We start from the raw sequence: 26,160 nt of genomic DNA on the forward strand, positions 1-26,160 counted from the left end.
CCCTGATTCGCATCTACTTTCAGTGCTCATTGTGACGATACTGCGGCTTCTTCCGGCGCCAACTGGGCAAACAGGTGGTCCGCTAGGCCTCGTACGGTGGTGATGTCGGTGGAGCTGATCCGTATTCCGGTCTCGGACTGCACCCGGGTGCGCAGCTCGAGGTTGCCCAGGGAGTCGAGCCCGTACTCGGAGAGCTGACGGTCCGGATCGATGGTGCGGCGCAGGATCAGGCTGACCTGCTCAGCCACCATTCGCCGCAGCTGCCCGGGCCACTCATCCAACGGCAGCGCGTCCAACTCGCTACGGAATTTGCTGGACCCCGAACGGCCTTGCTCCAAGGCCTTGAACGCCTCGGCGAACTTGCTGCGTTCGGCAAAGGCGGTCACCCACGGTACACCAATGATCGGAGCGTATCCGGTGTAGGTGCGGTTGTGGCGGAGCAGGGTTTGGAAGGCGTAGGCGCCTTCGTCGGGGGCGATGGCGGCGTCGCTGCTTTCGGCCAGGGCGATGGCGCGGCCGATTTCGGCCCAGGGGCCCCAGGCGATGGCGGTGGCGGGCTGGTTTTGGTTGTGGCGCCAGTGGGTGAAGGCGTCGAGCCAGCTGTTGGCGGCGGCGTAGGCGCCTTGGCCTGGTGAGCCGAGCATGGCTGCTGCGGAGGAGAAGGAGCAGAACCAGTCCAGGGGTTGGTCGGTGGTGGCTTGGTGGAGGTGCCAGGCGCCGTAGACCTTGGGGGCCCAGTCGCGGTCGAGGAGTTCGTCGGTGATGTTGGCCAAGGTGGCGTCTTCGACGACCGCGGCGGCGTGGAGCACTCCGCGTAGGGGCAGGTTGGTGGCGGTGGCGTTGGCGACCAGCCGTGCTGCGGTGGCGGGTTGGGCGATGTCGCCGCATTCGACCACGACATCGGAGCCGATCGAGCGGATCAGTTCGATGGTTTCGAGGGCTTTTTGGCTCGGTGCTGAGCGGGAACTGAGCACGATGCGTCCGGCCCCGGCGGTGGCCATTTTTTCGGCCAGGAACAGTCCCAGCCCGCCCAGGCCGCCGGTGATGATGTAGGAGCCATCGGCGCGCAAGACCGGTACCTGTTCAGGGGGCAGGACCACCGCACTGTGTCCGCTGCGGGGGATGTCGAGCAGCAGTTTGCCGGTGTGGTCGGCGGCGCCCATCACCCGGATCGCGGTGGCCGCCTCGGCCAGCGGGTAGTGGGTGTCTTGGGGCATGGGTAACACGCCCTCGGCGGTGTGCTGATAGACCGTGGTCAACAGCTCGCGGATCAGTCGGGGGTGGGTGATCGAGAGCATCCCCAGATCGACACCGTAAAACGACAGGTTGCGCCGGAACGGGAACAGGCCCATCTTGGTGTCGCCGTAGATGTCGCGTTTGCCGATCTCGACGAACCGCCCGCCCCAGGCCAGCAACTCCAGCCCGGCGCGCTGGGCGGCGCCGGTCAGCGAGTTGAGCACGATATCGACCCCGTAGCCGTCGGTGTCGGCGCGGATGGCCTCGGCGAACTCGATACTGCGTGAGTCATAGACATGCTCAATGCCCATGTCGCGTAACACTTGGCGACGCTTGGGACTGCCCGCGGTGGCATAGATTTCGGCTCCGGCCGCGCGCGCGATCGCGATCGCGGCCTGGCCCACCCCACCGGTTCCGGAATGGATGAGCACCTTGTCACCAGCACGGATACGGCCCAGATCATGCAAGCCATACCAGGCGGTCGCGTGCGCGGTGGTCACCGCGGCCGCTTGCGCGTCGGTCAGACCCGCCGGGATCGGGGTAGCCAGCGCGCCATCACAGGTGACAAAAGTGGCCCAACAACCATGCGGGGACATCCCACCGACTCGATCACCAACCTGATGATCGGTGACATCGGGACCCACCGCGGTCACCACACCGGCGAAATCGGTACCCAACTGCGGCATCTGCCCATCAGGGGAGTTATACCGACCGAAACTGACCAACACATCCGCGAAGTTGATACTGGAGGTGCTGACCGCGACCTCGATCTGACCCGGCTCCGGCGCGACCCGATCAAAAGCCACAAACTCCATCGTCTGCAAATCCCCAGGCGTGCGGATCTGCAACCGCATCCCCTCAGTGTCATGCTCAACCACCGTGGTCTTGCGCTCTTCGGGACGCAACGGCATCGGCGACAACCGCGCCGTATACCACTGGCCACAACGCCACGCCGTCTCGTCTTCCTCAGAGCCCGACAACAACTGACTCGCAACCACCTCAGAACCACTGTGCTAATCAACATCAACATGAGTGGTATGCAAATGCGGATACTCAGCACCAATCACCCGCAACAAACCACGCAACCCAGCCTGCTCCAAATTGGCACTCTCACCACCCAACACCGTCTGCGCACCCCGCGTCACCACAAACAACCGCGGCGCCTCACCCATAATCTCGGGCAACTCCCGAACAACACGCACCACATGCCGAACGTAATCGCTGGTCACGGGGCTGCTGCAGCCCGTCCCGGTCATGACGACCACGCCCGCGAACCGGTGGTCGCGCAGCTGATCGCGGAACCGCTCAGCGTCGGTGATGTGGTCGGCCTGCAGGTGCCAGCTCGTCGTGATGCAGTCGGTGCCAAGCGACTTCAGCGCCTCGGCGAGCCGCGTCGTGAGTCGATCGGCGGTTTCTGAAATCCCGACCAGCAGCCAACTTTCGGGGCTTGGCGCTTGGGGCTGGGGCAGCTCGCGCTGCTGCCATTCCGTGCCCAGCAGGTGGCGACTCATCAAGCGATCCTGGTCGGCCAGCTCCGATAGCCCCGTACCCATCAGCAGGCCGCGCACCGCCAGTAGCACGGTCCCATGCTCGTCCAAGACGTCGATGTCGGCTTCGGCGTCATGGCCGCAGGCGGTCACTCGCGTGTAGCAGAAGCGTGCGTTGCGGGTCGATGCATGGGAACGCAGCCGACGCACACCCAACGGCAACAGCAAGCCGCTGTTGCCCATTTCCCGCACAACCGGGTGCGCGAGAACCGACTGGAAGCAGGCGTCCAACAATGCCGGGTGGACCAGATAGCCGGCCTGTTGGGTGCGCATCGAACCCGGCAAGCTGATCTCGGCGAGCACCGCATCGCTGCCGCGTTCACAGACATGCGCCGCGGCCAGGCCCGTGAACGCGGGGCCATAGTGAATTCCGTACTTGCCGAACCATTCCCGCAGTTCGTCTCCGTCCAGACGGCAGGCATGGGCGGCTAGCAGCGCCTCGATGTCATAGCCCGCCGGTTGCGAGTCGCGCTCGACCGCACGCAGTAGTGCGGTACTGCGGCGCACCTTTTCGCCGCCGCGAACTGTGTACACAGCGAAGCTGGCGATCCCGGGTGCCTCGAGCAAAGCGACAGCGCCTGCCGCGGTTTCATCGTCGAGTAGCAGCATCTCGTGGAAGCCGATGTCGCCGACCTCCGACAGATCGCCGAATACCGTATTGGCAGCCGTGAGCGCCATTTCGCAGTATGCGGCCCCCGGCAGCGCGGCCCCACTGTTCACCTGGTGATCGCCCAACCAGGGGAGCGTGGCGGTGCCGATTTCGGACTGCCACGCGTGCCGCTCCGGTTCCTCCAGTATATCGACGTGCGCCCCTAAAAGAGTTTGCGCTGCAACGCTGTTGGCGCATCCGTGTCGCCTGGTATCCGCCGCTGTGAGCAGGAGACGACGATTCGCCCACACAGGTAGCGGAGCATCCACCAATTGCCCGTCGGGGCATAGCGTTGCGAAGTCCACCGCGGCGCCCGCGCTGTGCAGGTCGGCCACCAAGCCGCGCAACCCGTGGGGCAGCGGCTGGTTGCGTCGCATCGCCGGCAGGGCTGCGGCGGGGATATCCAGGCTTGCCGCGGTCTGCTCGACAGCGCGGGTCAGCAGCGGGTGCGGTGACAACTCGCCGAAAACACGGTAGCCGTCGTCAAGTGCCGCGCGCACCGCTGCCGAAAAACGCACCGCATGACGCAGGTTGTCGACCCAGTAGCGGGCGTCGCAGCGCGGCCGTTCGCGCGGGTCGAAGGAGGTCGCCGAGTAGTACGGGACCTGCGGCGCCAGCGGCTCGACATCCGCCAGTAGTTCGGAAAGTTCGCCGAGGATCGGCTCGACCTGCGGGGTGTGAGATGCCACGTCGACGGCCACCTCACGAGCCATCACCTCGCGCTCTTCCCAGGCTGCGACCAGCTCGCGCACGGTGTCGGTGGCCCCGCCGATCACCGTGGACTGCGGCGAAGCCACCACCGCAACCACAACGTCCTTGGCCCGATGACGGACCAGGTCTTCGCGTACTCGTGCGGCGGGCAGCTCCACCGACGCCATCGCGCCGCTACCCGCGAGCCGGGTGCACAGCCGGGAGCGGCGACAAATGACCTTCACCCCATCGGCCAGCGATAACGCCCCGGCCACGACGGCAGCCGCCACCTCGCCGAGGGAGTGGCCGATGACCGCCCCGGGATGGACCCCGTATGACCTCATTGCCTGTGCCAGCGCTACCTGTATGGCAAATAGCGTTGGTTGCACCCGGTCGATGCCGGTCACCGTCTCCATCGCCGTCATCGCCTCGGTCACCGAAAAGCCGGACTCGGCTGCGATCAGCGGCTCGAGCTCGGCCACGGTAGCGGCGAAAACCGGTTCATTGGCCAGCAAGCTCGTACCCATGGTCGCCCACTGCGAACCCTGCCCGGAGAACACCCACACCGGGCCGAGATCGTCGCGGCCGACGGCGGCCGGATAGGGGGTATCGCCGGCGGCTGCCTCGCGTAATCGGTGGGCCAACTCGGTTCGGTCGCCGGCGATGAGTCCGGCTCGCACCGGTTGATGGGACGGTCGGCGTGCCAGGGTGTAGGCCAAATCCGACGGCGATACTTCGTGATTGTCGATCCAGTCGGCGAGCCGGTCGGCGGTCTGCCGCAACGCCTCTGTCGAGCTGGCGGACGCCGTGAACAGCAACGCATCGCCCAACCCGGCTGCGCCGTTGCGGTAAACGGCCGGCTCGGGGGCTTGCTCGAGGATGACATGAACGTTGCTGCCCGACGTGCCATACGACGACACCGCCGCCCGCCGAGGTGTCCGGCCGTTGCCTTCCGGCCAAGGCGTAATCGCTTGTGGCACAAACAGTGCGCTTTCGATTTCGGCTAGCTCATCGGGGAGCCGGGTGTGATGCACCATCGGCGGTACCAGGCCATGTTGGAGGGAAAGGACGGCCTTGATGATCCCCACCGCCCCGGCGGCGGCCTCGGTGTGGCCCACACTGCTCTTGGCCGATCTGACCGCGCACGGGTTCCCGTTGCTGCCGTAGACCTGTGCCAGGCTGCTGAATTCGATCGGATCACCAACCGGCGTTCCGGTGCCGTGCGCCTCGACCATGCCAACGGTATCGGCGTCGACGCCGGCGACAGCCAGCGCCGCTCGGTAGGCCGCGACCTGGGCGTCGGGCGAGGGGGTCGAGATGTTGTCGGTGCGTCCGTCTTGGTTGGTTGCCGTGCCGCGCAGCACGGCAAGGACTCGATCGCCGTCGCGCACGGCATCGGGAAGCCGCTTGAGCACCAACATGGCGCAGCCCTCGGAGCGGACAAACCCATCGGCGGAGGCATCGAAGGTGCGGCAACGGCCGGTCGGGGAGAGCATGCCTTGCGCGGATGCCGAGCTGAACACATCCGGTTCGAGCATGAGCATGCAGCCACCCGCCAGAGCAAGGTCACTCTCACCCCCGTCCAGACTGCGACAGGCCATATGCACCGCAAGCAAACTCGACGAACAGGCCGTATCCACCGTCATGGCTGGACCGCGCAGGCCCAGGGCATAGGACACCCGACCGGAAGCCATGCTGAACGCGGTTCCCGTGAACGCGTAGGCATCACCCAGCGCGCCGGCATCGTCGGTGACAAATGCGTAGTCGTCATGACACATCCCGACGAACACCCCGGTCAGCGAGCCGCTCAGCGACATCGGTGGCATGCCGGCATGCTCGACGGCTTCCCATGACGTCTGCAACAGCAAGCGGTGCTGGGGATCTATCGCGATGGCTTCACGCTCGCTGATCCCGAAGAACTCCGGATCAAAACCGGCCACATCGTCGAGGAATCCGCCCCAGCGCGACACCGAGTGGTCCGGCACGCCCGGTTCGGGGTCGTAGTACTCGTCGGCGTCCCAGCGGTCGGCGGGAATCTCGGTGATCAGGTCGTCCCCGCGCAGCAACGCCGTCCAGAACTTCTCCGGAGAGTCGATGCCCTTGGGGAGCCGGCACACCATTCCGATCACCGCTACGGGGGTGACATGTGATTTCTCTGGCCTGACCCCGATCGGTTGATCCACGGCTTGTGAGAGTCTTGTGGCCCACGTTGTGGGCAGGAAGGCTCGACAAGATCATGGCGACGAGGAAACGGCACAGTCCGGAGCAGATTGTGCGCAAGCTGATGACCGCGGACGGGCTGTTGGCCGAGTGCAAGGACACCGCGGCGGTCTGCCGCGAGCTGGGGGTCTCTGAGGCTACCTACCACCGGTGGCGCAACCAGTTCGGCGGCCTGAAGGCCGAGGACGCTAAACGGCTCAAGGACCTCGAACGCGAGAACGCCGCACTCAAAAGGTTGTTGGCCGATGCCGAGTTGGAGAAGGACGCGCTGTGGGAGATCGCCCGGGAAACTTTTAGGCCCGGAGCGCCGGCGGGCGGCCGTTCGTCATCTCCAGCGCGTGCTGGGGTCAGCGAGCGGTTTGCCTGCCGCGTCACCGGGCAGCACCGCGCCACCCAACGCCACGAACCGGTTGCGGGCACGCCGGCCGATCCGGACGCCGCTCTGAGGGAGTGGCTACGCGACTACGCCAACAAGCATCCTCGTCGCGGGTTCCGACCGGCCTACCACGATGCCCGCGGCGAAGGCTGGGAAGTGAACCATAAGAAGGTGCAACGGCTTTGGCGTGAGGAAGGACTGCGGGTCCCGCAGCGTCGCAAGTGCAAACGGCACGGCACCTCCACCGCCCCGCCAGAGGTAGTCGCCGATGCACCCGATCGGGTGTGGGCGGTGGACTTCCAGTTCGACGTGACCACCGATGGGCGGCCGATCAAGATCGTGTCGATCATCGACGAGCACACCCGCCAATGCCTCGGCGGTATGGTCGAGCGCAGCATCACCGGTGATCACCTCACCGAGGAGTTGGGCCGCATAGCCGCCGGGCGCGGGGCCTTACCCGCGGTGCTGCGGTGTGACAACGGACCCGAATTGGCTTGCAGCGCAATGGCAGACTGGGCCGAGGGCCAGGTCGGACTCCACTTCATCCCGCCCGGCGAGCCATGGCGCAACGGCTATGTCGAGTCGTTCAACTCCCGCATCCGCGACGAGTGCCTCAACATCAATAGCTTCTGGTCGCTGGCCCAGGCCCGTGTCGTCATCGGCGACTGGAAGCACGAGTACAACCATCATCGGCGGCATTCATCGCCGTGATGCATCAAGTCAAGATGCCTGCGAAACCTGGTTCATGCATCAGGTAAGGAATGCCCGCGAAATCGGGGTCAGGTGGTGGTCTTGCTTTTGATGCGGATGCCGGCTTTGAGGGCGGGTAGAGCGGCGGGTATGGCGGCGAGGTAGAGCTGTTCGGTCTTGTCTTTGGCGAGTCTGAGCAGGGCGGCTTGCAGGTCGGCGATCTGGTGGGCGATCGCGGCGGGGTTGAGGCTGTTGCGGTAGGTGAGCAGCTCTGTTTGTTGGGCCGCTGAGAGGACTCCGGCGGCCAGCAGCCGGTCCAGGGGTCTGGGGCTTGTCGTAGAGCCGGCGGCGGTGACCGTCGCGGCTGCAGCCGTAGCTGATGGGTTTGATGGTGGGGGTCAGGTAGTTGAGCCGGTCGTTGACCAGGTGCCACAGCCGGTTGAGCACGGCGCGTTCTTCGTCGGTGTCGTAGCGGTAGTAGAACCCGTAGCGACGCACGAGGTGGTTGTTTTTGGACTCGATGGTGGCCTGGTCGTTCTTCTTGTAGGGTCGTGAGCGGGTGAAGAAGATCTCCATGTCCGCGGCCCACTTGATGACCGCCTTATTGAGGAATTCGGTGCCGTTGTCGAAGTCCAAACCCGTTACCTTATAGGGATTTTAGTAATTCCGGTTTTGAGGGCGCCCAGGATGTGGGGGTGGGCGTTGTTGCGCACCGTGCGGGTGAACACCCAGCCGATGTGCATGTCGGTGAGGTTGACCGTGCGGGCGAACTCACCTTTCAGTGTCGGGCCGCAGTGCGCCACGGTGTCGCCTTCGAAGAACCCCGGAGATTCTTCGGCCTCATCGCCTGCTTTGCAGATGGTGATCGAGGACCGCAGCAGCGGGAGGGTTTCGTCGTCGACACACCCGAGATCTGGTCGCGGGCCTTGGCGCCGCGCAGGTAGCGGTCGATCGTGGCGCTGCTCATCGCCAACAGCTCGGCACGCACCGCCGGGCCGTAACGGTCACGGCCGTCCACCAGTTCGCCGTGGCGTTCTAGGGCGTGTCTGCTTAATGTGAATGGTGTTTTGGCTGATGCTGTTTGGGTGATGCGGACGCATGCGATTTCTGATGATTTGTGGTCGCTGATCGTGGCGGTGTTGCCTGCGGGGCGGCGGCGTGGCCGGCCGTGGAACGATCATCGACGTGCTCTGGAGGGCATTATCTGGCGTTACCGTACGGGATCTCCGTGGTGTGACCTGCCCGAGCACTTCGGTCCCTGGCAATCGGTGGCCGAGAGGCATCTACGCTGGTCGGTCGATGGCATCTACGCGCGGATCTTCGCGGCGATCGCCTCTGACCTCGACGCCGAGGACGCCGACCTGGGCGCACTGTTGTCGGTCGATTCGACCAGTGTGCGCGCCCACCAACACGCAGCCGGAGCGCGCCCGGGCGCCGCACAGGGGATCTGTCGAATTACAAGAAATATCTCGATGAGCCCGATGACCACGCCATTGGGCGTTCCCGCGGCGGGCTGACTACCAAGATCCACGCCTTGACCGACCAGCTGTGCAGTCCGGTCACCCTGGCACTGTCGGCCGGTCAAGCCGGTGATAATCCGATGCTTTGGCCACTGCTGGCCGCCCGGCGCAGCAACTCATACGCCCCGTTTCACCTGCTGGCGGACAAGGCGTACTCCCATGACTCGACGCGGGCACAGCTGCGCCGGCTCAAGATCGCCCATACCATCCCCGAGCGCAGCGACCAGATCACCCGCCGCAAAGCCAAAGGCCGCAACAGAGGACGGCCTCCGGGGTTCTCAGGCCGAATCTACAAGCACCGTAACACCGTCGAGCGAAGCTTCAACCGGCTCAAACACTGGCGCGCGGTCGCCACCTGCTACGACAAATACGCCCTGACCTACCTCGGCGGTGTCACCCTGGCCGCCATCATCACCTACCACCGCGTCCGCAATTAGCAGACAGGACCTAGAGCATCCAACTGAAGTGCCATGGAAGCGGCCAGGTACCGGCCGCACTGCCCGCCTGAGGCCGCCCACACCTTCTGCAACACCTTGAGCGCATCCTAGGAGTACTTCGGATTGCGTTGCCGGCGAGTCCGTTTGGCGACCTGCCGACCCGCTCCCGGCGGCGCGGCCGCCGCCCTCAACCGCCGTCGGGCGTTGTCACGCGACCAGCCGGTGACCGCCACCACCTGATCCAGAATCTGCCCCTTGTCGGCGCCCCACATACGCCCTGGCGAACTTCGCGGTGATCTCGGCCCGAGACGACATCGACAGCCCACTTCCCATGCCTGCCAAGGATCGACCGTTTCGCGGGCATTTTTACGTGATGCACCGAGGACGCTTCACGGGCATTTCTCGTGATGCTTGCCGATCGCTGGGCTACCTACCGCCTGCCCGCTATGCTGCCGCCTGTACCCACCGATGAATGACTCTCGTTCGCCGCGGACCAGTTCACGGGGTCCGGCCATAGCCACAGACCGATCTCTACATCTATTGAAGGACCGATCTCTACATCTATTGAAGTAAGTCTCTTGACGTCTATTGGAGTTGGCAGCATCCGCAGCGTAGCCGGTTCGGCCGCCCAGCCACGCAAAGCGAGCGTCTTGGGAAATGCGTGTCGCGGGACCTGTCCGATGCCGCGCCATCGCGGGGTTTGTCATGTGATGGCCGTTTTGTGCTGCGCCGCAACGCGCCTGCAATTGACTCGCGAGTTGATAGTTCATAGTGCGCTGGTAGTCGGCGAGCCCAACGGAGTGACAGACTATGACTATTCCCCGCGTGCCACTACTGCCGGTCAACGAGGCCAAGGCCGCCGCCGACGAAGCGGGCGTGCCCAACTACATGGCTGAGCTCAGCATCTTTCAGGCGTTACTGAACCATCCGCGGCTGGCCCGGACCTTCAACGACCTGCTCGCGACCATGCTCTGGCATGGCGCCCTCGACCCTCGGCTGCGCGAATTGGTGATCATGCGGATCGGGTGGCTTACCGCGTGCGACTACGAATGGACCCAGCACTGGCGCGTTGCCTCCGGCCTGGGGGTCTCCGCCCAGGACCTACTCGGGGTGCGTGATTGGCGCCAATACAACGGATTCGGTCCGACCGAGCGTGCTGTGTTGGCAGCGACCGACGACATCGTGCGCGACGGCGCGGTGAGTGCCTCGAGCTGGGCGGAGTGTGAGCGCGAATTGCATGGGGACGTAACGATTCTTACCGAACTCGTCACCGCGATCAGTGCGTGGCGCATGGTTGCCTCGATCCTGCACAGCCTCAAGGTTCCGTTGGAGGATGGCGTGGCGAGCTGGCCGCCCGATGGCTGTTCGCCCTAGCGGCAACGTCGCCGCAGTTGCGGAACAGCACGGGTGAATTCTTCGGCCAAGTTCGCGAAGGCTGAACACGTAACGCGTTGAGTGTCATGCGATTCGATTGACATATCGGTCTGGGATTCTTAGCGTCGGGAAATGCGAACCAGAGTGGCCGAAATGCTCGGCGTCGAGTTTCCCATCTGAGCTTTTAGCCACTGCCGAGACGTGGTCGCCGCGGTGACCAACGCGGGCGGTTTCGGGATTCTGGGTGCCACCGCTCACAGCCCGAAACGGCTGGAGAGCGAGCTGACCTGGATCGAGGAGCAAACGCGCGGAAAGCCCTACGGAGTTGACCTGTTGTTGCCGCCCAAATACGTCGGGGCGGAGCAGGGAGGAATCGACCCGGGGCAGGCTCGCGAGTTGGTGCGCGAAGCGCATCGGGCGTTCGTCGAGGAACTGCTGGCCCGCTACGGCATCGCACCGTCCCCGGAAGCCGGAGCGGAGCGGACTTCGCGATCCGGGGGAGGGCTCAACATCTCGCCGAAAGGCTACGAGCCGCTGTTAGACGTGGCCTTCAGCCATGGCATCCGCCTGATTGCCAGTGCGCTGGGGCCGCCTCCGAACGATCTCGTCGAGCGGGCTCACAAGAAGGAAGTGCTGGTAGCGGCCCTGGCCGGGACCACCCAACATGCGCGACGACACGCGGCGGCCGGTGTCGACCTGATCGTCGCGCAGGGCACCGAGGCCGGCGGTCATACCGGCGAGGTGGCCACGATGGTGCTGGTTCCCGAGGTGGTGGATGCGGTTGCGCCGACACCCGTACTGGCCGCCGGCGGTATCGCCCGCGGCCGCCAGATCGCCGCCGCACTGGCGCTTGGAGCCGAAGGCGTGTGGTGCGGGTCGGTTTGGTTGACCACCGAGGAAGCCGAGACGGTCCCGGCGGTCAAGGACAAGTTCTTGGCGGCGAACTCCTCGGATACTGTGCGTTCGCGGTCGATGACGGGCAAACCGGCACGGATGCTGCGCACCGCCTGGACCGACGAATGGGCCCGCCCCGATACCCCCGAACCCCTTGGTATGCCGCTGCAGACCACGCTGATCACCGAGTCGCAGATCCGAATCAACCAGGCTGCCGTCCAACCCGGAGCCAAGGCACGGGAACTGGCCACCTATTTCGTGGGTCAGGTTGTCGGTTCGCTTGACCGTGTGCGGCCGACTCGGTCGGTGGTGCTGGAGATGGTCGAGGAGTTCATCGACACCATCGGGCGGCTGGAGCGACTCGCCGATTGATCGTCGGCATCTGATTCAAAGCCATCTCAAATACATCGGCTTCGGTATCAAAAGCCCAGCTCAGAAGCGTCTAACCTGGAGAAAAGCTGTCAGCGTGCCGGGGGAAAGCGTAAAGAATCGGACACGGGCACCGGTTCACGTTGACCCGCGCAGCCCGGTCATGCATGATCGGTCAGGCAAGCACCTCGTTAGGTGAGGCGGCTACACGAACATAGGCCACTGACCCCGAACGTCGAAAGACGCCCCGGGTCAGGACAGCTCCTCCCGGCTTAAGGGTTGAGCCCAGGTGGCTTCCGGTTTACCGGACACGTCGTGTGGTGCCAAAGCTTTGACGAGTGGGGTGCGGATTCTCCGACGTTCGTTGGGCTTCTGTACTCCTTTGCGCATGGAAATCGTGCGGGTATCCGCACGCGTCGTGGTTGTGAGGAGGTGAGGGACGCATGAGTTCCAGTGGCAGTCCGGGTCGATATCCGGGCTATGTTTCGTCCCGATCCGGCCCCAAGCGCGACGTCCTCAGCTGAATTTGCCCACGCAGATGGTCTGCGGACCAAACGCTCTTGGATCGGAATCGCTACGGGACGGGACATATCAGTCCAATTCATTCTCGGTTCGAACCTGTCCGGGAGGGCATCATGACCGTAGCTGTTTTCGATGAAGTGGTAACCGCATCGCCCGCGCCGCGGCTGACGGTAGTACGCGATGGAACGCCACCTCCGGTTCCGGCGGCCAAGAAGAAGTCGGCCAACCGCAGCGACTTCGTCGGGGGCGACCCGCTGGTCGCCGGCGCGGCTCGGTTGCTGAGCGTTCCGGTGCGCCACGTCTACGCAGCACTCTGGCGCGTTGGATTGCTCGAAGTCCAGGCGTGAGCCATGGATTGCGAACATCGCAGCCTTGCGAGCGCGTCCGTAGCTGACGCACGGTTCCAAGGGGTTGCCACGCCACAGACGTAGACGTCTGTGTTCTGTGGCTTGGCAACCCCTTGGAACTATTGGCGCACAACAACCGCATCCGCGCGCCGGGCTGATGCAATCGGCGTTGGGCGGCGGCCCCGCCCTTGGCCGTCGACTGCGGCGCTGGTTCCGGAATGGACTTGGGCGCCGACCCGGTCAGTGTACGGTCAACTCATGTCCGTACTGATTATTGTCCCGGTGTTCGGGCAGCATGAGTACACGCATGCATTGGTCGGTGACATGGAGCGCGAGAGCGCGGAGTATCTGATCGTCGACAACCGGGGCGACTACCCCAAGATCGGCAATGAACGCGTTGTCACGCCGCGTGAAAACCTGGGCTGGGCTGGGGGGAGTGATCTCGGATTCCGAATTGCGTCCTCGGAAGGGCCCTCCTACGCGATGACACTCAACAACGACACCCGGATCTCAAAGGGATTCGTTGCCGGCCTGCTCGATCCGCGCCTGCCCGCCGATACCGGAATCGTTGGGCCGATGATCGATCACGGGTTCCCGTGCGCGGAAGATGACCAGAAACCCGAGGCCGCGAACTACATTCCCCGACCGCGATATCGGACGGTAAGTGCGGTCGAGGGAACCGCACTTGCGTTGTCTCGAGAATGCTGGCGGTCGGTCAGAGGCATGGACCTGCGCACCTTCGGCCGCTACGGGTGGGGCGTGGACCTTGATCTAGCCCTGCGTGCTCGCGATGCTGAGTTCGGTTTGTACACAACCGAGATGGCGTACATCAACCATTTCGGCCGCGGAACGGCCAACAAGCATTTCGGGAAGCTTCGGTACTTGATCGGCGCCAACTCCGCCATGGAGCGGGCAATGCGGCGCGTTCATGGCCGTAAGTGGCGCAAGCTATTTCCCCCCGGGACGCTGCCGCAAGCGGCGCCGGGAAGCCCGATCGCGTACACGACCCACCAGCTCGAGCAGTGACTTCGGCCGCTTCCTCAATCTGACGACAACCCCTCGGGATAACTCTCAGGAGGTGGGCTTTGAAGCTGATGGTGACGCGATGCAGGCGTATTGCAGGTATCGGCCGTAGGCGAAGTATCCGAGGGTCAGGACGGCCAGCGCTACGCCAATGGTCCCGTTCCAGGCGTTGATTCCCTCGATCCGGCGTACCCCGAAGCCTGACGTCTTGAACAACCGCACCAGGCTCCTGCGGGTAAAGAAGCGAATGTAGGTGCGGTCGAAGGTGCCAAAATCCTCCTGCGGGAAATCCTTTCGAAACAGCACCTTGCTCAGAGCCGGTAGGAAGCGGATGTTAGGGACCGCCGCGACGACGACGCCCTCGGACGTGAGCTTGCGCCGAAGCTGTTTCAGCGTCGCAGTCGGGTCGACCAGGCGCTCCAAGACGTCGTTACAGACGATCACGTCAAAGTGGTTGTCCGGCAGCTCCGCGATCCGCTCGGCTACGGCGCCGACGAGTACCCGGTCGATGGCCGCGCTGGCCTGTTGGGCCGTTTGTGAGTCGGACTCGATGCCCCAGACCTCTGCGCCAGTACGCTCTTTGAGCGTTGCCCCGAGCGTGCCCTGCTCGCAGTGGAGGTCAAGGATCCGCTGTGCGGTTGTTGGAACGAACCGCAGTATCTCCGTCTGCGTTGGGCGGTAATATTCAGTAACACTTTTCGATTCTCTGGCGATGTGCATGGCTGCTATTCCGTCCTGTAAAGCGAAGCGCCCCCGAGCATAGCCCCGTTGCGCCGGTCGTTATCGGGGTTCCAGCAACCAGATCCTGCTAGGATCGCTTCGTGTTGGGTGAGGCATCAACCGGGGGGAATACCGATATGGCCGGCTCTCGGGAGCTGCGTTTCTCTATCGTCATTCCCGCACACAATGAAGAGGAATACATCGCTTCCACCCTCGAACACGCCAGTAGCCTTTCATATACCACCGAGTCCTTTGAAGTAATCGTGGTGGAGAACGGCTCCTCGGACCGCACCCTCGATGTCGCAAGACAGTTCGAGGGCCCCAACGTCCGCGTCTTCAGCAGCGACACGGCCGCAGTATCGGCAGCAAAGAACTTCGGTATCGACCGGCTGTCGCCGCGCAGCGACTGGGTGGTCTTCTTGGATGCGCACACGATCCTGAAGCCCAATTTCCTCCTCGATCTCGATGCGCAGTTGCGAGCATCACGCAAGCCGCTCTCCGTGGGTACCGCGAAGGTTCTGCCGCTCGGTGGCGGCCGGCACGCGCGCGCCTGGTTCGCCTGTTATGACCTACTGCACCGGTTGGGTGGCTCATATGCCATCCAGATAGCCAAGCGTTCGCTGTTTCCGGAGCTCAGATTCGACGAGCATCTCATCATGGGGGAGTACCTGCTGCTGATCAAGCAGGCCCGTAAGCTCGGCAAGTTCTTCTATGTGCCAACGGACACGGTCTATACCTCGACCCGCCGGTTCGACACCGTCGGGTACTGGCGGCTCTATTTCCAGTGGGCCTCGTTCGAAATATTGCCGCGGCGGCTACAAAAGCGCCGTGGCTACAAAGTAATCCGATAGATCGCTTTCCTACCGGGGAGTATTGGCCGCCTGGACGCTGGCGGCACAGTCTTGGACTGTTAGTCGACCATCGGGTCCGAAAGCAACCTGAATGGAGCCACGCCGTGCGGGCCGGTGCTCAGATGGTGCCCATACCGTTTGTGACCAGGGCAATACCTGCCAAGCCGACAGCAACGGCGATGATCTGGCGCCGGTGGGCTCGCAACCAGTTGCGCAGCCACAGCATGGTTGCCTCGGTGCGGCCGGGGTACACCAGGTAGCTGATCAGCGGGATCTCGATGATCGCAAGCATCACCAGCAGATAGACGAAGGTCGCGCTGAGCTGCGTGCCCATTGCGGCTCCTGAGGCCCCGATGGCCGTGAGCGCCACCAGGTATTCGACCGGCGGTGGGCCGGCCGAGCTGAGGCCAACCACGAAGGCGGCCCAGGGGAACCCACCTTCGAGAGCGCCCTGAGCGCTCGCCATCAACCGGGAGAAGCGGGTCGGGGTCTCCGCGACCATCAGCGTCGACGAGTCTCCGGCGCCGGAAGCGACCAGCGCCGGTGAGCGCACCGAGAACCCCGTCGCGACCAGGGCAGCGACCAGCAGCGCGACGACGCCCAAGCCGACTTGTAGGTGCCCGACAACCGACGTTGCTGCCAGCGACGAGACGTTGTCGACAATGGCGTTGGCGAGGTCACCCAGCAGCAGTAGAACGGCCAGCGCGACGCCGATCCCGGTCGCCATACCGCCGAACCAGAATGCGAGCAGGTTCACCATCGGACGCGGCTTGGAGACCAGGAAGATGGCAACCCCGAGACGCACCGGCTCGGTCGCCGTCATCACCGCCAGGATCAATACCGTGGTGCACATCTTCCCCCCCCCCATCCCCTCGCCGACTCAGCTAACCGACACCTCATTTTCCAGAAGATCTGCTGCCCGCGTGGCGCTTTCGCCAGGTTTGCTCATCTCATTTGCAATCGTGCGGGCGCGAGCGACGTAATCGGGACCCAAAATGCAGCGGAGATCGCTGACCAATGTCTCTTTTGTGGTCGACGCCAAACGACGTCCAGAGCCAACTTTTAGCCGTTTGATCTGCGCCAACCAGATCGGTTGTTCTATCCAGATCCAAAGGATCAGGGTCGGGATGCCAGCCCGCATACCCGCTGCGGTTGTTCCGGCCCCGCCGTGGTGCACGACTGCGCAACACGCCGGAAATACCGCGGCGTGCGATACCCCGGAGACCAACTTCACGTTTTCGGGGGCTTGCAAGCCGCCCAGATCATTCGAACCCGTGCAAATTAATGCACGTTCGCCCAACTCCGCACACGCCGCGCTGATCATGGCGATTGTTGCGGCGGGCGATTCCACCGGCATGCTGCCGAAGCCGAAGTAGATCGGCGGCGTTCCGGAAGCGATCCACGACAGCACCTCGTTGTCGGAATCTGTCGGCATTTCCAGGGTCAGGGCACCGACAAACGGTCGGCGATCGCCCCATTCCGCCCACTCAGCGGCCAGCCCGGGAAAGCAAAGCTCGTCATAGGCTTGGATCTCGAGTGAGCGGCCTTTCAGAATTCGCGAAGTCGAGGATGAGGACGCCTTGGTCATACCAAGCTCGCGTCGTTGCGCTTCCTCGGGGTTTTTGGTCACGCGCCAATGCACCCACCACAGCGCTGAGATGACCGAGCGGTTCAAGCGCGGCGACAAGATCGGTATGACCCGGCTGTTCACCCGCGACGGGAGGAAGTGCATCGTTGCTAGCGGAATCCCGTAATACTCCGCGGCGTTCAAGGCGATGCCCTGGTGGATCATGCCGGTCAGGACCAGGTCGACGCCGTCTGCCAGCGTTTTCAGGGTTGTCGCCATGTCGGACCAGGCCTGGCGCAGATCCGATATGCCCTCGCGCACCAACTTGATCGAAGTTTGCGGCTTCCAGAATTCCTGGAGGTTGTCCTCGTCGTTGAGCAGCTCGTCGGTGTCGGGGCCGTAGGGCACCGCCTCCAAGTCCGCTGCCGCGGCCAGGCCGGTCAGGTTGGGGGGTACTGCGACGCGTACTTCGTGGCCTCGGCGCGATAGCTCCCGCCCGAGTGCAGCGCACGGTTCGACATCGCCTCGCGTGCCGCTTATCGCCAGTGCAAATTTCATCAGCGGCCCCCAACCACTTCTTCCGTCCTTAAAACCCCAATCGACCCAGCTATCCGGCCCCAGTCATCCGAGTATCTCCGCCTTGAACGAATAGTCGGCAAGTGTTTGCTCCACCAGTCCTCTGAGGTACTGGTTCGAGTTCTCGGCGCCGGGTTGGTAAGCCGATACGCTGATGAATACCGAGTTTTCGAGCTGCCCGGAAAACAGATATAGCTCGCCGCTTTCCCGTTCAAAGCGTTGTCTGGTGGCTCCTCGGTTGAACATGCGCGCGGAGGAATACCGGGCCCCGGTTCCGTCGACCCGGGTCAGAGCCTGACTGAGCTCGCCAAGATTGGAACAACCCACCGGCGGATCCGACGTTGCCATCGCCAGCACTTCCATTTTCCGGGCCAACGATTTCGGTGTGTAGGGCACCAGTGGAAGAGGCTTGAGCAGCTCGTTAGGGGTGTCTTTCAGCGCGGACAGGCTTTGTTTCGTTTAGTTGCGGATGAACTGCAAATCGGTTCGCGCGCGATCGGGGTCGAGATCGAAGGTGATTGCCGTGACAGCATTCGCCCGAGTGTCATCGTTGGTGCGTTCGCTGACCGGCATGATTATCGTGACGGCGCCATCTGTCGCCCGCACCCGGCCCATGAGTTGGGCAAGTCGGGTAGCAAAGGACACGAACAGCGAACCACTGGACCCGCTCAGATCGAGAGCACAGGAATCCCAGGTCTCCAGATCGCAGAACGCCGTCACCGATGGAGTCACGATCGGTTCATCGGCGCCGTCCGACACGGTCGGCGGCTTGCCGGGTTGGCCTGCTGCTCCGGTATCGCGTCTGAGCACGATGAGGATCAACGCGAGCAGGGCCCGGAAGACCTCTGGCAATCCACGAAGGGCATCCCATAGATCGACGAGCAGGCCTTCCGTCCGGCCGCGCGATCCCGGCGGCGGATATCCGAAGTCCCGGGTGATGCCGTTGATGGCCTCGAAGACGGCGAGGCCACCGGCGACACCGTCCACCACCGAGTGGGTGATGACCACGCTGACCGCCGTGCCGCCGTCCTGCAGCGGAAGGAACCCCAGATGCCAGCAGGGCCCATACTCGGGGTCAACTGGAATCTGTGCGCGTTCGTCCAACCACGCCGTAATTTCGCTTCGCGGCCGGGGCGTCGCGGCGACGTCGATGTCAGGCGCTTCGTGGTGGGCGACCCATCGAGGACGACCGAAAGGCAACGGAGAGCGCTCGATCCGGCGCCCCAGTAGCCCATAGCCGAGGTTCTCGTTGAACCGCCGCAACCCGTCCATGTCCGCTTCGCGGTCATAAATCCACAAAGTCTGACCGACCGTTTCGAAACCGGTAGCCCGCAGCCTCAGGAAAGCCGCCTGGTCGAGAAAGGCGATCCTGTTATCCGTCATGGCCGACGAGCTGCGGGTCCGAGACTCGTTGAGCACCCCTTGTTTTCCGCCTAGCCGGTACGCCATGACGTCAAAGGGGACACCGTCGCAGGGGGTTCGTAGGTACGCCGGCTGTAGGCGAGGTGCAGCTGACTGCCGGTGCGCGAGCGCGCCGGCATCACGTCGCGTCCTTCGGCCACCCGAACAAACGCGGACTTCAGCGCCTCGACGTAGCGGGTAACCGACTCACGGGCCACCGGGTTGTTCGGGAACAACACCGTCAGCTGGGTCTCTTTCTCGAGCCGGTTCACCCGGATGTCAATCTGACCCATCATGCCGCCGTCGTGGCAGAGGCGGGCGCGCAAACCTTCCACATGGGAGTTCGCCATGGCTGACAGCGGCGGAATGCCGGCGTCCAAGTAGAACAGCAAGGGTGCTCCCCACTGCCCCTCACGCAGCCACGGCACCAGCTCCATCACGCAGTCCAAGGGCACCTCCGCCAAGTCGCGACCGGAGTCGAAGGATTCCTGGGCTGCCTTGACGATCTCGCCGAACGACGATCCCACGGTCGGAACGGTGATCGGCACGAAGCCGGTGAACCATCCGGTCGTCATGAAGTCTTCTTCGGTGCGGCGGATGTCGATTGGGACAATCGCGTAGTACTCGTCGGCTCCGGTCAATTCGTGCTGGACCACGGCCGAGATTGCGAACACGCCCCCGCAGAACCGGCCCCCCGCCGACATGCAGGCGGCTTCGAAAGCCAGGGTCTGGCGCTCGTCCATCAGCCGGACGCCCATCATTTCGCACTGCGCGGAGGTATCGCCAAGCGGCAGTGGGAATTTGGGAAGGGAGCCGTCGTTGTTGTCGAAGAATTCGGTCCACTTGCTCATGACCGGGGAATCCAGGGTGAGACCGGAGATGTGCTCACGCTGCCGGTTGCGGTAGTTGTCGTAGCTGCCCGGTTCGGCCAACCGCAGCGGAGCTCCGCCGCTGACGAGGGCCAGGTACATCAGGTGAATTTCGGCAAACACCACGCCGACGAACATCGCGTCACAGTGAAGGTGGTCAATGGCCACGCAGAAGGTGAAGTGGTCCGCACGCTGAATGATCGAGAAGCGCACGCACCCCCACTCCAGCGGACTCGGGGTGGCCAACAGATGCTCGCGCCATTGACTCTGGGTGGTCAGCTCACCGTGTTCGACGGCGACGAACTGAATGTCGTTGGGCCGCTCGAGGGTCCGGCGCACGAAGTGATCGCCCTCGGTGTGCTCGAACCAGCTGCGGAAGGTGTCGTGACGGCGCATGTGTGCGTTGACGACGTGCGTCATGGTGCGGATGTCGCAAATTCCGGGGATGTCCCAGGAGGAAATGAGCAACCGCGACAATTCCAGTCCGCGCTCGCGGTAGGACCGGAAGTTGCGAAGGTGATGGGCCTGCATGTAGCTGGGCGGCACCGGGCTTATCGGCGCTTTGGCGGCCTTGGCGAGCGAGCCACGCGATGGCTGCCACGACACCAACGTGCCCGGCTCAGGATGCCAGTCGCTGATTGTCCCAGCTTCGACCTTCGCTACTCTGACCATTTCTCCTCCAAGTCGCCCAGCAGGTTGCGGTGCACCGGAGAGCTGCAGGTGGTCCACAAAACCTGAAACGGTTGTGATGTTTGCAGGGGCCCCGTTGAGCCGGGCTTCAGATAGCGGCTTTGGTCGCTTGGGCTCGAGTCGGTGTTGCCACGCTGCAACATCACCCGCGACGTGTCGGTTTGGCCGGCCCCCAATACCGGCCAACCGACTGGGGTGGTGACGGCACTCGACGTGCCAGGTAATGTGGTGTTCACATGCCCCCTCTTAGTTGGCTGCGCCTTTGCAAAGGCACGACCACTCTGCCGTCGGTATAACTACGCCGACGCTGTGACGACCCTTCATCTGGGTATTTACTTGTTAAACGCTGGTAGAGCAGAGCCTAGTTGATAGGCGGGCGTTAGATTTCGGTGTTCGCTGCATTGGGATTGAACTGGGTGCCAAGTGCGGGGATTTATGCGTCGGGCCCAGCATCGGCGCGCCTGCGACCAGGTAGTATTGCCGCAACAGCGTTGATCCGGCTATCACCGGTTAGCTTTCGGAAGAACAGCCTAAAAGCCCAGTAGAACCGAACGGTTGGGTCCGTTACAGCCCAAATTGAGCGGCCGCACTCAGATGCGGCAAGCGGGGTGGTACCGCGGCGCTCGCGCACTGAGCGCGTCGTCGTCCCCGTGCCGTGTGATTTCTGGCACAGGAGACCGATGACTGACAGCACTTATCCGCGCAGCAACCTGGGCGCCGACCACCGTGGCGGCTCTCCGGACTTTCCGGAACTGGAAACCCAGGTGCTTGATTACTGGGCACGTGACGAAACTTTCCGGGCCAGTATCGAGCGCCGCGACGGCGCGCCCGAGTATGTCTTCTACGACGGGCCCCCATTTGCTAACGGCCTGCCCCACTACGGTCACCTGCTCACCGGTTACGTCAAGGACATCGTTCCGAGGTACCGAACCATGCGTGGATTCAAAGTGGAGCGCTGTTTCGGCTGGGACACCCACGGGCTGCCGGCCGAACTCGAGGTCGAGCGTCAGCTGGGAATTACCGACAAATCCCAGATCGACACGATGGGGATTGCCGCGTTCAACGATGCCTGCCGCGCGTCGGTTTTGCGCTATACCGGCGAATGGCAGCAGTACGTTACTCGCCAGGCGCGGTGGGTCGACTTCGACAACGACTACAAAACGCTCGATCTCGGCTACATGGAGTCGGTGATCTGGGTGTTCCGGCAACTTTGGGACAAGGGGCTGGCCTACGAGGGCTACCGGGTGTTGCCCTACTGCTGGCGTGACGAAACCCCGTTGTCCAATCACGAGCTCCGGATGGATGACGACGTCTACCAAAGCCGCCAGGATCCGGCGCTTACGGTTGGATTCAAGGTGGTTGACGGCGAACCGCAGGGGGAGCTGGCCGGGGCCTACCTGCTGGTGTGGACGACCACGCCGTGGACTCTGCCGTCGAACCTCGCCGTGGCCGTGCACCCGGATGTGACGTATGTGCAGGTACGCGTGGGGGATCGCCGCCTTGTGCTGGCCGAGGCGCGTCTAGCGGCCTACACGCGCGAACTCGGCGAAGAGCCGGAGGTGATTGGCAGCTATCGTGGCGTCGACCTCTTGGGCATGCGCTATCTGCCGCCGTTTGCGTATTTCATGGATTCGCCAAACGCGTTTGCGGTGTTGGCGGGCGAATTCGTGACCACCGAAGACGGTACGGGCATCGTGCACATGGCACCCGCCTATGGTGAGGACGACATGGCGGTTACCAGCCCGGTCGGCATCGAGCCGGTGACACCTGTGGATGCCAAGGGCCGCTTCGACTCCTCAGTGCCCGATTACCAAGGGCAACACGTTTTCGATGCCAACGCCCAGATCATCCGTGACTTGAAGAATCAGAGCGGTCCGGCGGCGGCCAACGGTGCGGTGCTGATCCGCCATGAGACCTACGAGCACCCGTATCCGCATTGCTGGCGGTGTCGCAACCCGCTGATCTATCGCGCCGTGTCCTCGTGGTTCGTCACAGTGACTAAATTCCGGGAGCGGATGGTTGAACTCAACCAGCAGATCACCTGGTACCCGGAGCACGTCAAAGACGGTCAGTTCGGTAAGTGGTTGCAGGGTGCCCGGGACTGGTCCATCTCACGAAACCGGTATTGGGGCACTCCGATCCCGGTCTGGAACTCCGATGATCCCGCGTATCCCAGGATCGATGTATACGGCAGCCTGGATGAGTTGGAGCGCGACTTCGGCGTTAGGCCCACCAACTTGCACCGGCCCTACATCGACGAACTCACCCGTCCCAATCCCGACGATCCCACCGGGCAGAGCACGATGCGACGCATCCCTGACGTGCTCGACGTGTGGTTCGACTCGGGATCGATGCCGTACGCACAGGTGCACTACCCGTTCGAGAATGGGGACTGGTTCTTGGGCGGGGCGGCCGGTGACGCCGGCGCCCACTACCCGGGCGATTTCATCGTCGAGTACATCGGACAGACGCGCGGCTGGTTCTACACCCTGCACGTGCTGGCCACCGCGTTGTTTGATCGCCCGGCGTTCAAAACCTGTGTGGCGCATGGCATTGTGCTGGGTTCTGACGGCCAAAAAATGAGCAAGTCGTTGCGCAACTACCCAGACGTCGCCGAAGTGTTCCACCGGGATGGTTCCGACGCCATGCGGTGGTTCCTGATGGCATCGCCGATTCTGCGCGGCGGCAATCTGATCGTCACCGAACAGGGCATCCGCGAGGGCGTACGGCAAGTGCTGCTGCCATTCTGGAATGCCTATAGTTTCTTGGCTCTGTACGCACCGAAAGTCGGTACCTGGCGCACCGATTCGGATCATGTGCTGGATCGCTACATCCTGGCCAAGCTCGCGGTGCTGCGCGATGACCTCACCCAGGCCATGGAGGTCTGCGACATTTCGGGGGCTTGTGAACAGCTGCGCCAGTTCACCGAGGCTTTGACGAATTGGTATGTCCGAAGGTCGCGTTCGCGGTTCTGGCAGGAAGATGTCGATGCCATCGACACACTGCACACCGTGCTGGAGATCACCGCGAGGTTGGCGGCACCACTGCTGCCGCTAGTCACCGAGGTGATCTGGCGTGGGCTAACCGGCGAGCGCTCAGTGCATTTGACGGACTGGCCGCAGGCTGGCGAGGTCCCCGCGGACGCGGAACTGGTGGCCGCGATGGACCAGGTCCGTGAAGTGTGCTCGGCCGCGTCTTCGCTGCGCAAGGCCAAGAAGCTGCGGGTACGTTTGCCGCTGCCAAAATTGACCGTGGCCGTCGAGAATCCGCAGGCGCTAAAGCCGTTCACCGACCTGATCGCCGACGAACTCAACGTCAAGCAGGTCGAGTTGACAGATGCGATCGGCACCTACGGCCGGTTCGAACTGACCGTCAACGCTCGGGTTGCCGGTCCCCGGCTGGGCAAGGACGTGCAAGCTGCCATCAAGGCGGTCAAAGCCGGCGAAGGGGTCGTCAACTCCGACGGCACCCTGACGGCGGGTCCGGCGGTGTTGCAGCCCGAGGAGTACAGCTCCCGGCTAGTGGCCGCCGACCCGGAATTCACGGCGGCCTTGCCGGGCGGTGCGGGCCTAGTGGTGCTGGACGGAACCGTCACACCCGAACTCGAGGCCGAGGGCTGGGCCAAGGACCGCATCCGGGAATTGCAGGAGCTGCGCAAGTCCACCGGGCTCGACGTTTCCGACCGCATCCAGGTGCTGATCTCGGTACCGGGGGAGCGCGCCGAGTGGGCGCGCACTCACCGCGATCTGATTGCCGGCGAAATCCTGGCCACCACTTTCGAATTCGGTGAACCCGATGATGGCGTCGAGATCGGAGACGGGGTGCGGGTGGCAATCGCGAAATCTGGCGGAGCAGGGGTGTCCGGGCGCGAGCAGGCCTAAGACGTCAGCCGGCGCTGGTTGGCCCGCGCCCTGTGATCGCTACCCGATCCATCAGGGCGCGGGCGGACCGGATCGTCGAGCGGACCTCCTGCAGCAGTTTGGCCGGATGCTGTTGGTCCAGGTTGCTGAGCCGGTTGTAGCGGTCGATGCCGAACCCCGCTGACTCCAGGTGAATCCGCAACGGTAGAGCCAGCGTGCGGAGCCCCTCGAAGTGCAGGTAGGGCACCACCGGCTGGCCGGTCACCAGCAGGCAAGTCGACTGGTGCATGCGTGCCGTTTGGGCGGCGAAGGTGTAGGTATCGACGGTTGTCCGGGTCGGGCGACGGGGTTTCCAACAACATGACCGGCACGCCGAGGTCGTTGCCCTCCGGTGGAAAACGCCACACCGCCCGGTCGCGTTGCGGGTTATCCACCCGTTGTCGTATGTGCGCGGTCACCTCACCGGTGTCCAGCCCCAGTACGTCCTTTGCTGCTGCCACCAGGAGCTCGAACTCCGTGCGTGCCCCCGGCGCGCAGACGGCTACCGCATCCAGTTCGGATTCCAGTAGCTGGCGTGATGCTGCCGCCAGCACCACCTGGCCGATGCGCCGGCCGGTAGCCATCTCTCTTGCGTAGCCCACCCGCAGCTGGTTGGTATAGCGTCCACCGCCGATCACCAAGATGTGATCGAAGTCCGCGCCCTCGGGCGTGGTGGCTGTGACCAGACCCAGTTCGCTGGCCAACGCCGTGATCTGTTCCAGTTGGGTGGCGGGCAGGTCCAGGCGCGGGATCAGCCATCTGACCGCGCCAGCCGCGTCCTGACTGTGTAACCGGCCGGTGGCGGCGGCCCGGGCCCGCCCCCGGTAGTCCCACACCTTGCTGAATTCGTCGAGCAGCGCAAGTCGAGTCGGGAGGTCGCCGGTGGGTGGGGAGCCGCCGAACATTTCGACCAATTCCGTCAGAGCGGGCTGAGTGCTCCAGGCATGGACCTGCTGACAAATTCCTGCCACGAAGTCATCACCGGACCGGCCGAAGGAAGTTGACTCGCTATCGGACGGACACACCGTGGTTCCTTACCGTTCCTCAATACCCTTATTTGACATATCTTTTCGAGAAAAGTCAGGCTTTGGGTTTCTGTGCACGCCAGCGTTGCCTGCAGGCCTGAACCTCAACTTCGAAATCGTGAAATCCCGCTGCGCGCTGGCGATCCGGGAGGTTCTCCGGTGGAATCGGATTGCAGGTGTCGCGAAAGTGCAAGATGCTGAACAGTAATGAAGGAATCCCGTCGCTCCCGGCGAAGACACCACCGGGACGCAGCACACGATAAGCCTCGGCGAACAGTTCATCCTGCAGTTCCGTGGTAGGGACGTGATGCAGCATGGTGAAAGACACCACCGAGCTGAACTCTTCGGCAGGCAGCCCGCTGTCGGTGCCGTCGCTGTTGATGATGCGTGCCTGCTCGCCATAGCGCTCTTGTAGGCGCCGCGCCATGGCTGGGTCGATTTCGACCGCTGTGAGCTTTGGCGTCGTGTCCACCAGCACCCGAAGAAAGGCGGCCCGATCTCGAGGGCGTTGTCGCCGAGGTCCACATCGGCGAGAACCCAGGGCAATACCTGGCCCTTGACCTCTTTTGCCCAGCGGTCAGAGTCGCAGCACAACCTATGCACAAGGTTCATTGCCATACTGACCGACGTTAGTCGAGATCGCCTCCGGCGAGCCCCGACTAGCCCCG

15 protein-coding genes, 6 pseudogenes and 1 riboswitch are annotated in these 26,160 nt (G+C 63.6%); of the genes and pseudogenes, 8 read left to right on the plus strand and 13 right to left on the minus strand.

Annotation, left to right across the window (positions count from 1 at the left end; genetic code table 11):
• Nucleotides 1-26: 26 nt before the first annotated feature.
• A pseudogene (gene pks2 / locus G6N41_RS16030) lies at nucleotides 27-6,305 on the minus strand (sulfolipid-1 biosynthesis phthioceranic/hydroxyphthioceranic acid synthase).
• Nucleotides 6,306-6,358: 53 nt separating this feature from the next.
• On the opposite strand from pks2, the gene G6N41_RS16035 reads away from it, so the two are divergent.
• Nucleotides 6,359-7,429, plus strand: coding sequence for an IS3 family transposase (locus tag G6N41_RS16035; protein ID WP_231608533.1), 1,071 nt, complete (start codon nucleotides 6,359-6,361; stop codon nucleotides 7,427-7,429).
• Between the two features lie 39 nt (nucleotides 7,430-7,468).
• Here the strand turns inward: G6N41_RS16035 and G6N41_RS28660 are convergent, their stop codons facing one another.
• Genes G6N41_RS28660 through G6N41_RS16050 form a run of 3 tightly spaced genes read right to left on the minus strand, consistent with a single transcriptional unit; the run spans nucleotide 7,469 to nucleotide 8,426 of the window.
• A complete protein-coding gene (locus tag G6N41_RS28660; RefSeq protein ID WP_231608534.1) occupies nucleotides 7,469-8,044 on the minus strand; it encodes a hypothetical protein in 576 nt (191 codons plus the stop codon).
• Nucleotides 8,045-8,049: 5 nt separating this feature from the next.
• Nucleotides 8,050-8,211: a hypothetical protein gene (locus G6N41_RS16045; protein ID WP_198913342.1), complete on the minus strand. Its 162-nt coding sequence runs from the start codon at nucleotides 8,209-8,211 to the stop codon at nucleotides 8,050-8,052.
• Nucleotides 8,187-8,426: a hypothetical protein gene (locus tag G6N41_RS16050; RefSeq protein WP_198913343.1), complete on the minus strand. Its 240-nt coding sequence runs from the start codon at nucleotides 8,424-8,426 to the stop codon at nucleotides 8,187-8,189. The genes G6N41_RS16045 and G6N41_RS16050 overlap by 25 nt, the downstream gene beginning before the upstream one ends.
• A gap of 67 nt (nucleotides 8,427-8,493) precedes the next feature.
• Between G6N41_RS16050 and G6N41_RS16055 the strand changes: the two are divergent.
• Nucleotides 8,494-9,365: pseudogene (locus tag G6N41_RS16055) on the plus strand (IS5 family transposase).
• 107 nt (nucleotides 9,366-9,472) lie between these two features.
• On the opposite strand, the gene G6N41_RS29610 reads toward G6N41_RS16055, so the two are convergent.
• Nucleotides 9,473-9,601: a hypothetical protein gene (locus tag G6N41_RS29610; RefSeq protein WP_259594201.1), complete on the minus strand. Its 129-nt coding sequence runs from the start codon at nucleotides 9,599-9,601 to the stop codon at nucleotides 9,473-9,475.
• A 574-nt stretch (nucleotides 9,602-10,175) separates the two neighbouring features.
• Here G6N41_RS29610 and G6N41_RS16060 point away from each other — a divergent pair.
• The 4 genes and pseudogenes from G6N41_RS16060 (at nucleotide 10,176) to G6N41_RS16075 (ending at nucleotide 13,897) form a co-directional block, all read left to right on the plus strand.
• The gene (locus G6N41_RS16060) at nucleotides 10,176-10,739 is read left to right on the plus strand and encodes a carboxymuconolactone decarboxylase family protein (RefSeq protein ID WP_020728657.1); all 564 of its coding nucleotides are present in this window, start codon (nucleotides 10,176-10,178) and stop codon (nucleotides 10,737-10,739) included.
• Between the two features lie 132 nt (nucleotides 10,740-10,871).
• Nucleotides 10,872-12,005, plus strand: a pseudogene (locus tag G6N41_RS16065) (nitronate monooxygenase).
• A 177-nt stretch (nucleotides 12,006-12,182) separates the two neighbouring features.
• Nucleotides 12,183-12,352, plus strand: a riboswitch (M-box (ykoK) riboswitch).
• A gap of 285 nt (nucleotides 12,353-12,637) precedes the next feature.
• Entirely contained in the window at nucleotides 12,638-12,871 is a 234-nt protein-coding gene (locus G6N41_RS16070) for an Rv1535 family protein (protein WP_020728659.1), read from the plus strand.
• A gap of 243 nt (nucleotides 12,872-13,114) precedes the next feature.
• Complete coding sequence (locus tag G6N41_RS16075) at nucleotides 13,115-13,897, plus strand: glycosyltransferase family protein (RefSeq protein ID WP_231608535.1); 783 nt, start codon at nucleotides 13,115-13,117, stop codon at nucleotides 13,895-13,897.
• A gap of 45 nt (nucleotides 13,898-13,942) precedes the next feature.
• On the opposite strand, the gene G6N41_RS16080 is transcribed toward G6N41_RS16075, so the two are convergent.
• The gene (locus G6N41_RS16080; protein WP_198913345.1) at nucleotides 13,943-14,614 is read right to left on the minus strand and encodes a class I SAM-dependent methyltransferase; all 672 of its coding nucleotides are present in this window, start codon (nucleotides 14,612-14,614) and stop codon (nucleotides 13,943-13,945) included.
• A 101-nt stretch (nucleotides 14,615-14,715) separates the two neighbouring features.
• Between G6N41_RS16080 and G6N41_RS16085 the strand changes: the two genes are divergently transcribed.
• Nucleotides 14,716-15,465, plus strand: a complete 750-nt coding sequence (locus tag G6N41_RS16085) for a glycosyltransferase family 2 protein (RefSeq protein WP_231608536.1) — start codon at nucleotides 14,716-14,718, stop codon at nucleotides 15,463-15,465.
• Nucleotides 15,466-15,583: 118 nt separating this feature from the next.
• On the opposite strand, the gene G6N41_RS16090 is transcribed toward G6N41_RS16085, so the two are convergent.
• The 5 genes and pseudogenes from G6N41_RS16090 to G6N41_RS16110 form a co-directional block, all read right to left on the minus strand.
• Nucleotides 15,584-16,318: a GAP family protein gene (locus G6N41_RS16090; RefSeq protein ID WP_198913346.1), complete on the minus strand. Its 735-nt coding sequence runs from the start codon at nucleotides 16,316-16,318 to the stop codon at nucleotides 15,584-15,586.
• Between the two features lie 27 nt (nucleotides 16,319-16,345).
• The gene (locus G6N41_RS16095) at nucleotides 16,346-17,590 is read right to left on the minus strand and encodes a glycosyltransferase (protein WP_198913347.1); all 1,245 of its coding nucleotides are present in this window, start codon (nucleotides 17,588-17,590) and stop codon (nucleotides 16,346-16,348) included.
• Nucleotides 17,591-17,653: 63 nt separating this feature from the next.
• A pseudogene (locus G6N41_RS16100) lies at nucleotides 17,654-19,027 on the minus strand (hypothetical protein).
• A gap of 14 nt (nucleotides 19,028-19,041) precedes the next feature.
• Nucleotides 19,042-20,550 (minus strand): condensation domain-containing protein, encoded by a 1,509-nt coding sequence (locus G6N41_RS16105; RefSeq protein WP_198913348.1) that lies wholly within the window; start codon nucleotides 20,548-20,550, stop codon nucleotides 19,042-19,044.
• Nucleotides 20,538-20,804, minus strand: coding sequence for a hypothetical protein (locus tag G6N41_RS16110; RefSeq protein ID WP_015356035.1), 267 nt, complete (start codon nucleotides 20,802-20,804; stop codon nucleotides 20,538-20,540). The genes G6N41_RS16105 and G6N41_RS16110 overlap by 13 nt, the downstream gene beginning before the upstream one ends.
• Before the next feature lie 444 nt (nucleotides 20,805-21,248).
• Here G6N41_RS16110 and ileS point away from each other — a divergent pair, with 444 nt between their 5' ends.
• Nucleotides 21,249-24,449 carry an isoleucine--tRNA ligase gene (gene ileS / locus G6N41_RS16115; protein WP_198913349.1) on the plus strand — a complete coding sequence of 1,067 codons (3,201 nt, stop codon included), beginning with the start codon at nucleotides 21,249-21,251 and terminating at the stop codon, nucleotides 24,447-24,449.
• Nucleotides 24,450-24,453: 4 nt separating this feature from the next.
• Here the strand turns inward: ileS and G6N41_RS16120 are convergent.
• Nucleotides 24,454-25,492, minus strand: a pseudogene (locus G6N41_RS16120) (hypothetical protein).
• 55 nt (nucleotides 25,493-25,547) lie between these two features.
• A pseudogene (locus tag G6N41_RS16125) lies at nucleotides 25,548-26,110 on the minus strand (class I SAM-dependent methyltransferase).
• Between the last annotated feature and the right edge of the window lie 50 nt (nucleotides 26,111-26,160).

Source organism: Mycobacterium shottsii, from assembly GCF_010728525.1.
Lineage (GTDB): Bacteria > Actinomycetota > Actinomycetes > Mycobacteriales > Mycobacteriaceae > Mycobacterium > Mycobacterium marinum.

Coding starts and splice junctions, on each gene's coding strand:
- G6N41_RS16035 (WP_231608533.1), top strand. CDS start 6,359: ATGGCGACGAGGAAACGGCACAGTCCGGAGCAGATTGTGCGCAAGCTG.
- G6N41_RS16060 (WP_020728657.1), top strand. CDS start 10,176: ATGACTATTCCCCGCGTGCCACTACTGCCGGTCAACGAGGCCAAGGCC.
- G6N41_RS16070 (WP_020728659.1), top strand. CDS start 12,638: ATGACCGTAGCTGTTTTCGATGAAGTGGTAACCGCATCGCCCGCGCCG.
- G6N41_RS16080 (WP_198913345.1), bottom strand. CDS start 14,614: ATGCACATCGCCAGAGAATCGAAAAGTGTTACTGAATATTACCGCCCA.
- G6N41_RS16090 (WP_198913346.1), bottom strand. CDS start 16,318: ATGTGCACCACGGTATTGATCCTGGCGGTGATGACGGCGACCGAGCCG.
- G6N41_RS16095 (WP_198913347.1), bottom strand. CDS start 17,590: ATGAAATTTGCACTGGCGATAAGCGGCACGCGAGGCGATGTCGAACCG.
- G6N41_RS16105 (WP_198913348.1), bottom strand. CDS start 20,550: ATGGTCAGAGTAGCGAAGGTCGAAGCTGGGACAATCAGCGACTGGCAT.
- ileS (WP_198913349.1), top strand. CDS start 21,249: ATGACTGACAGCACTTATCCGCGCAGCAACCTGGGCGCCGACCACCGT.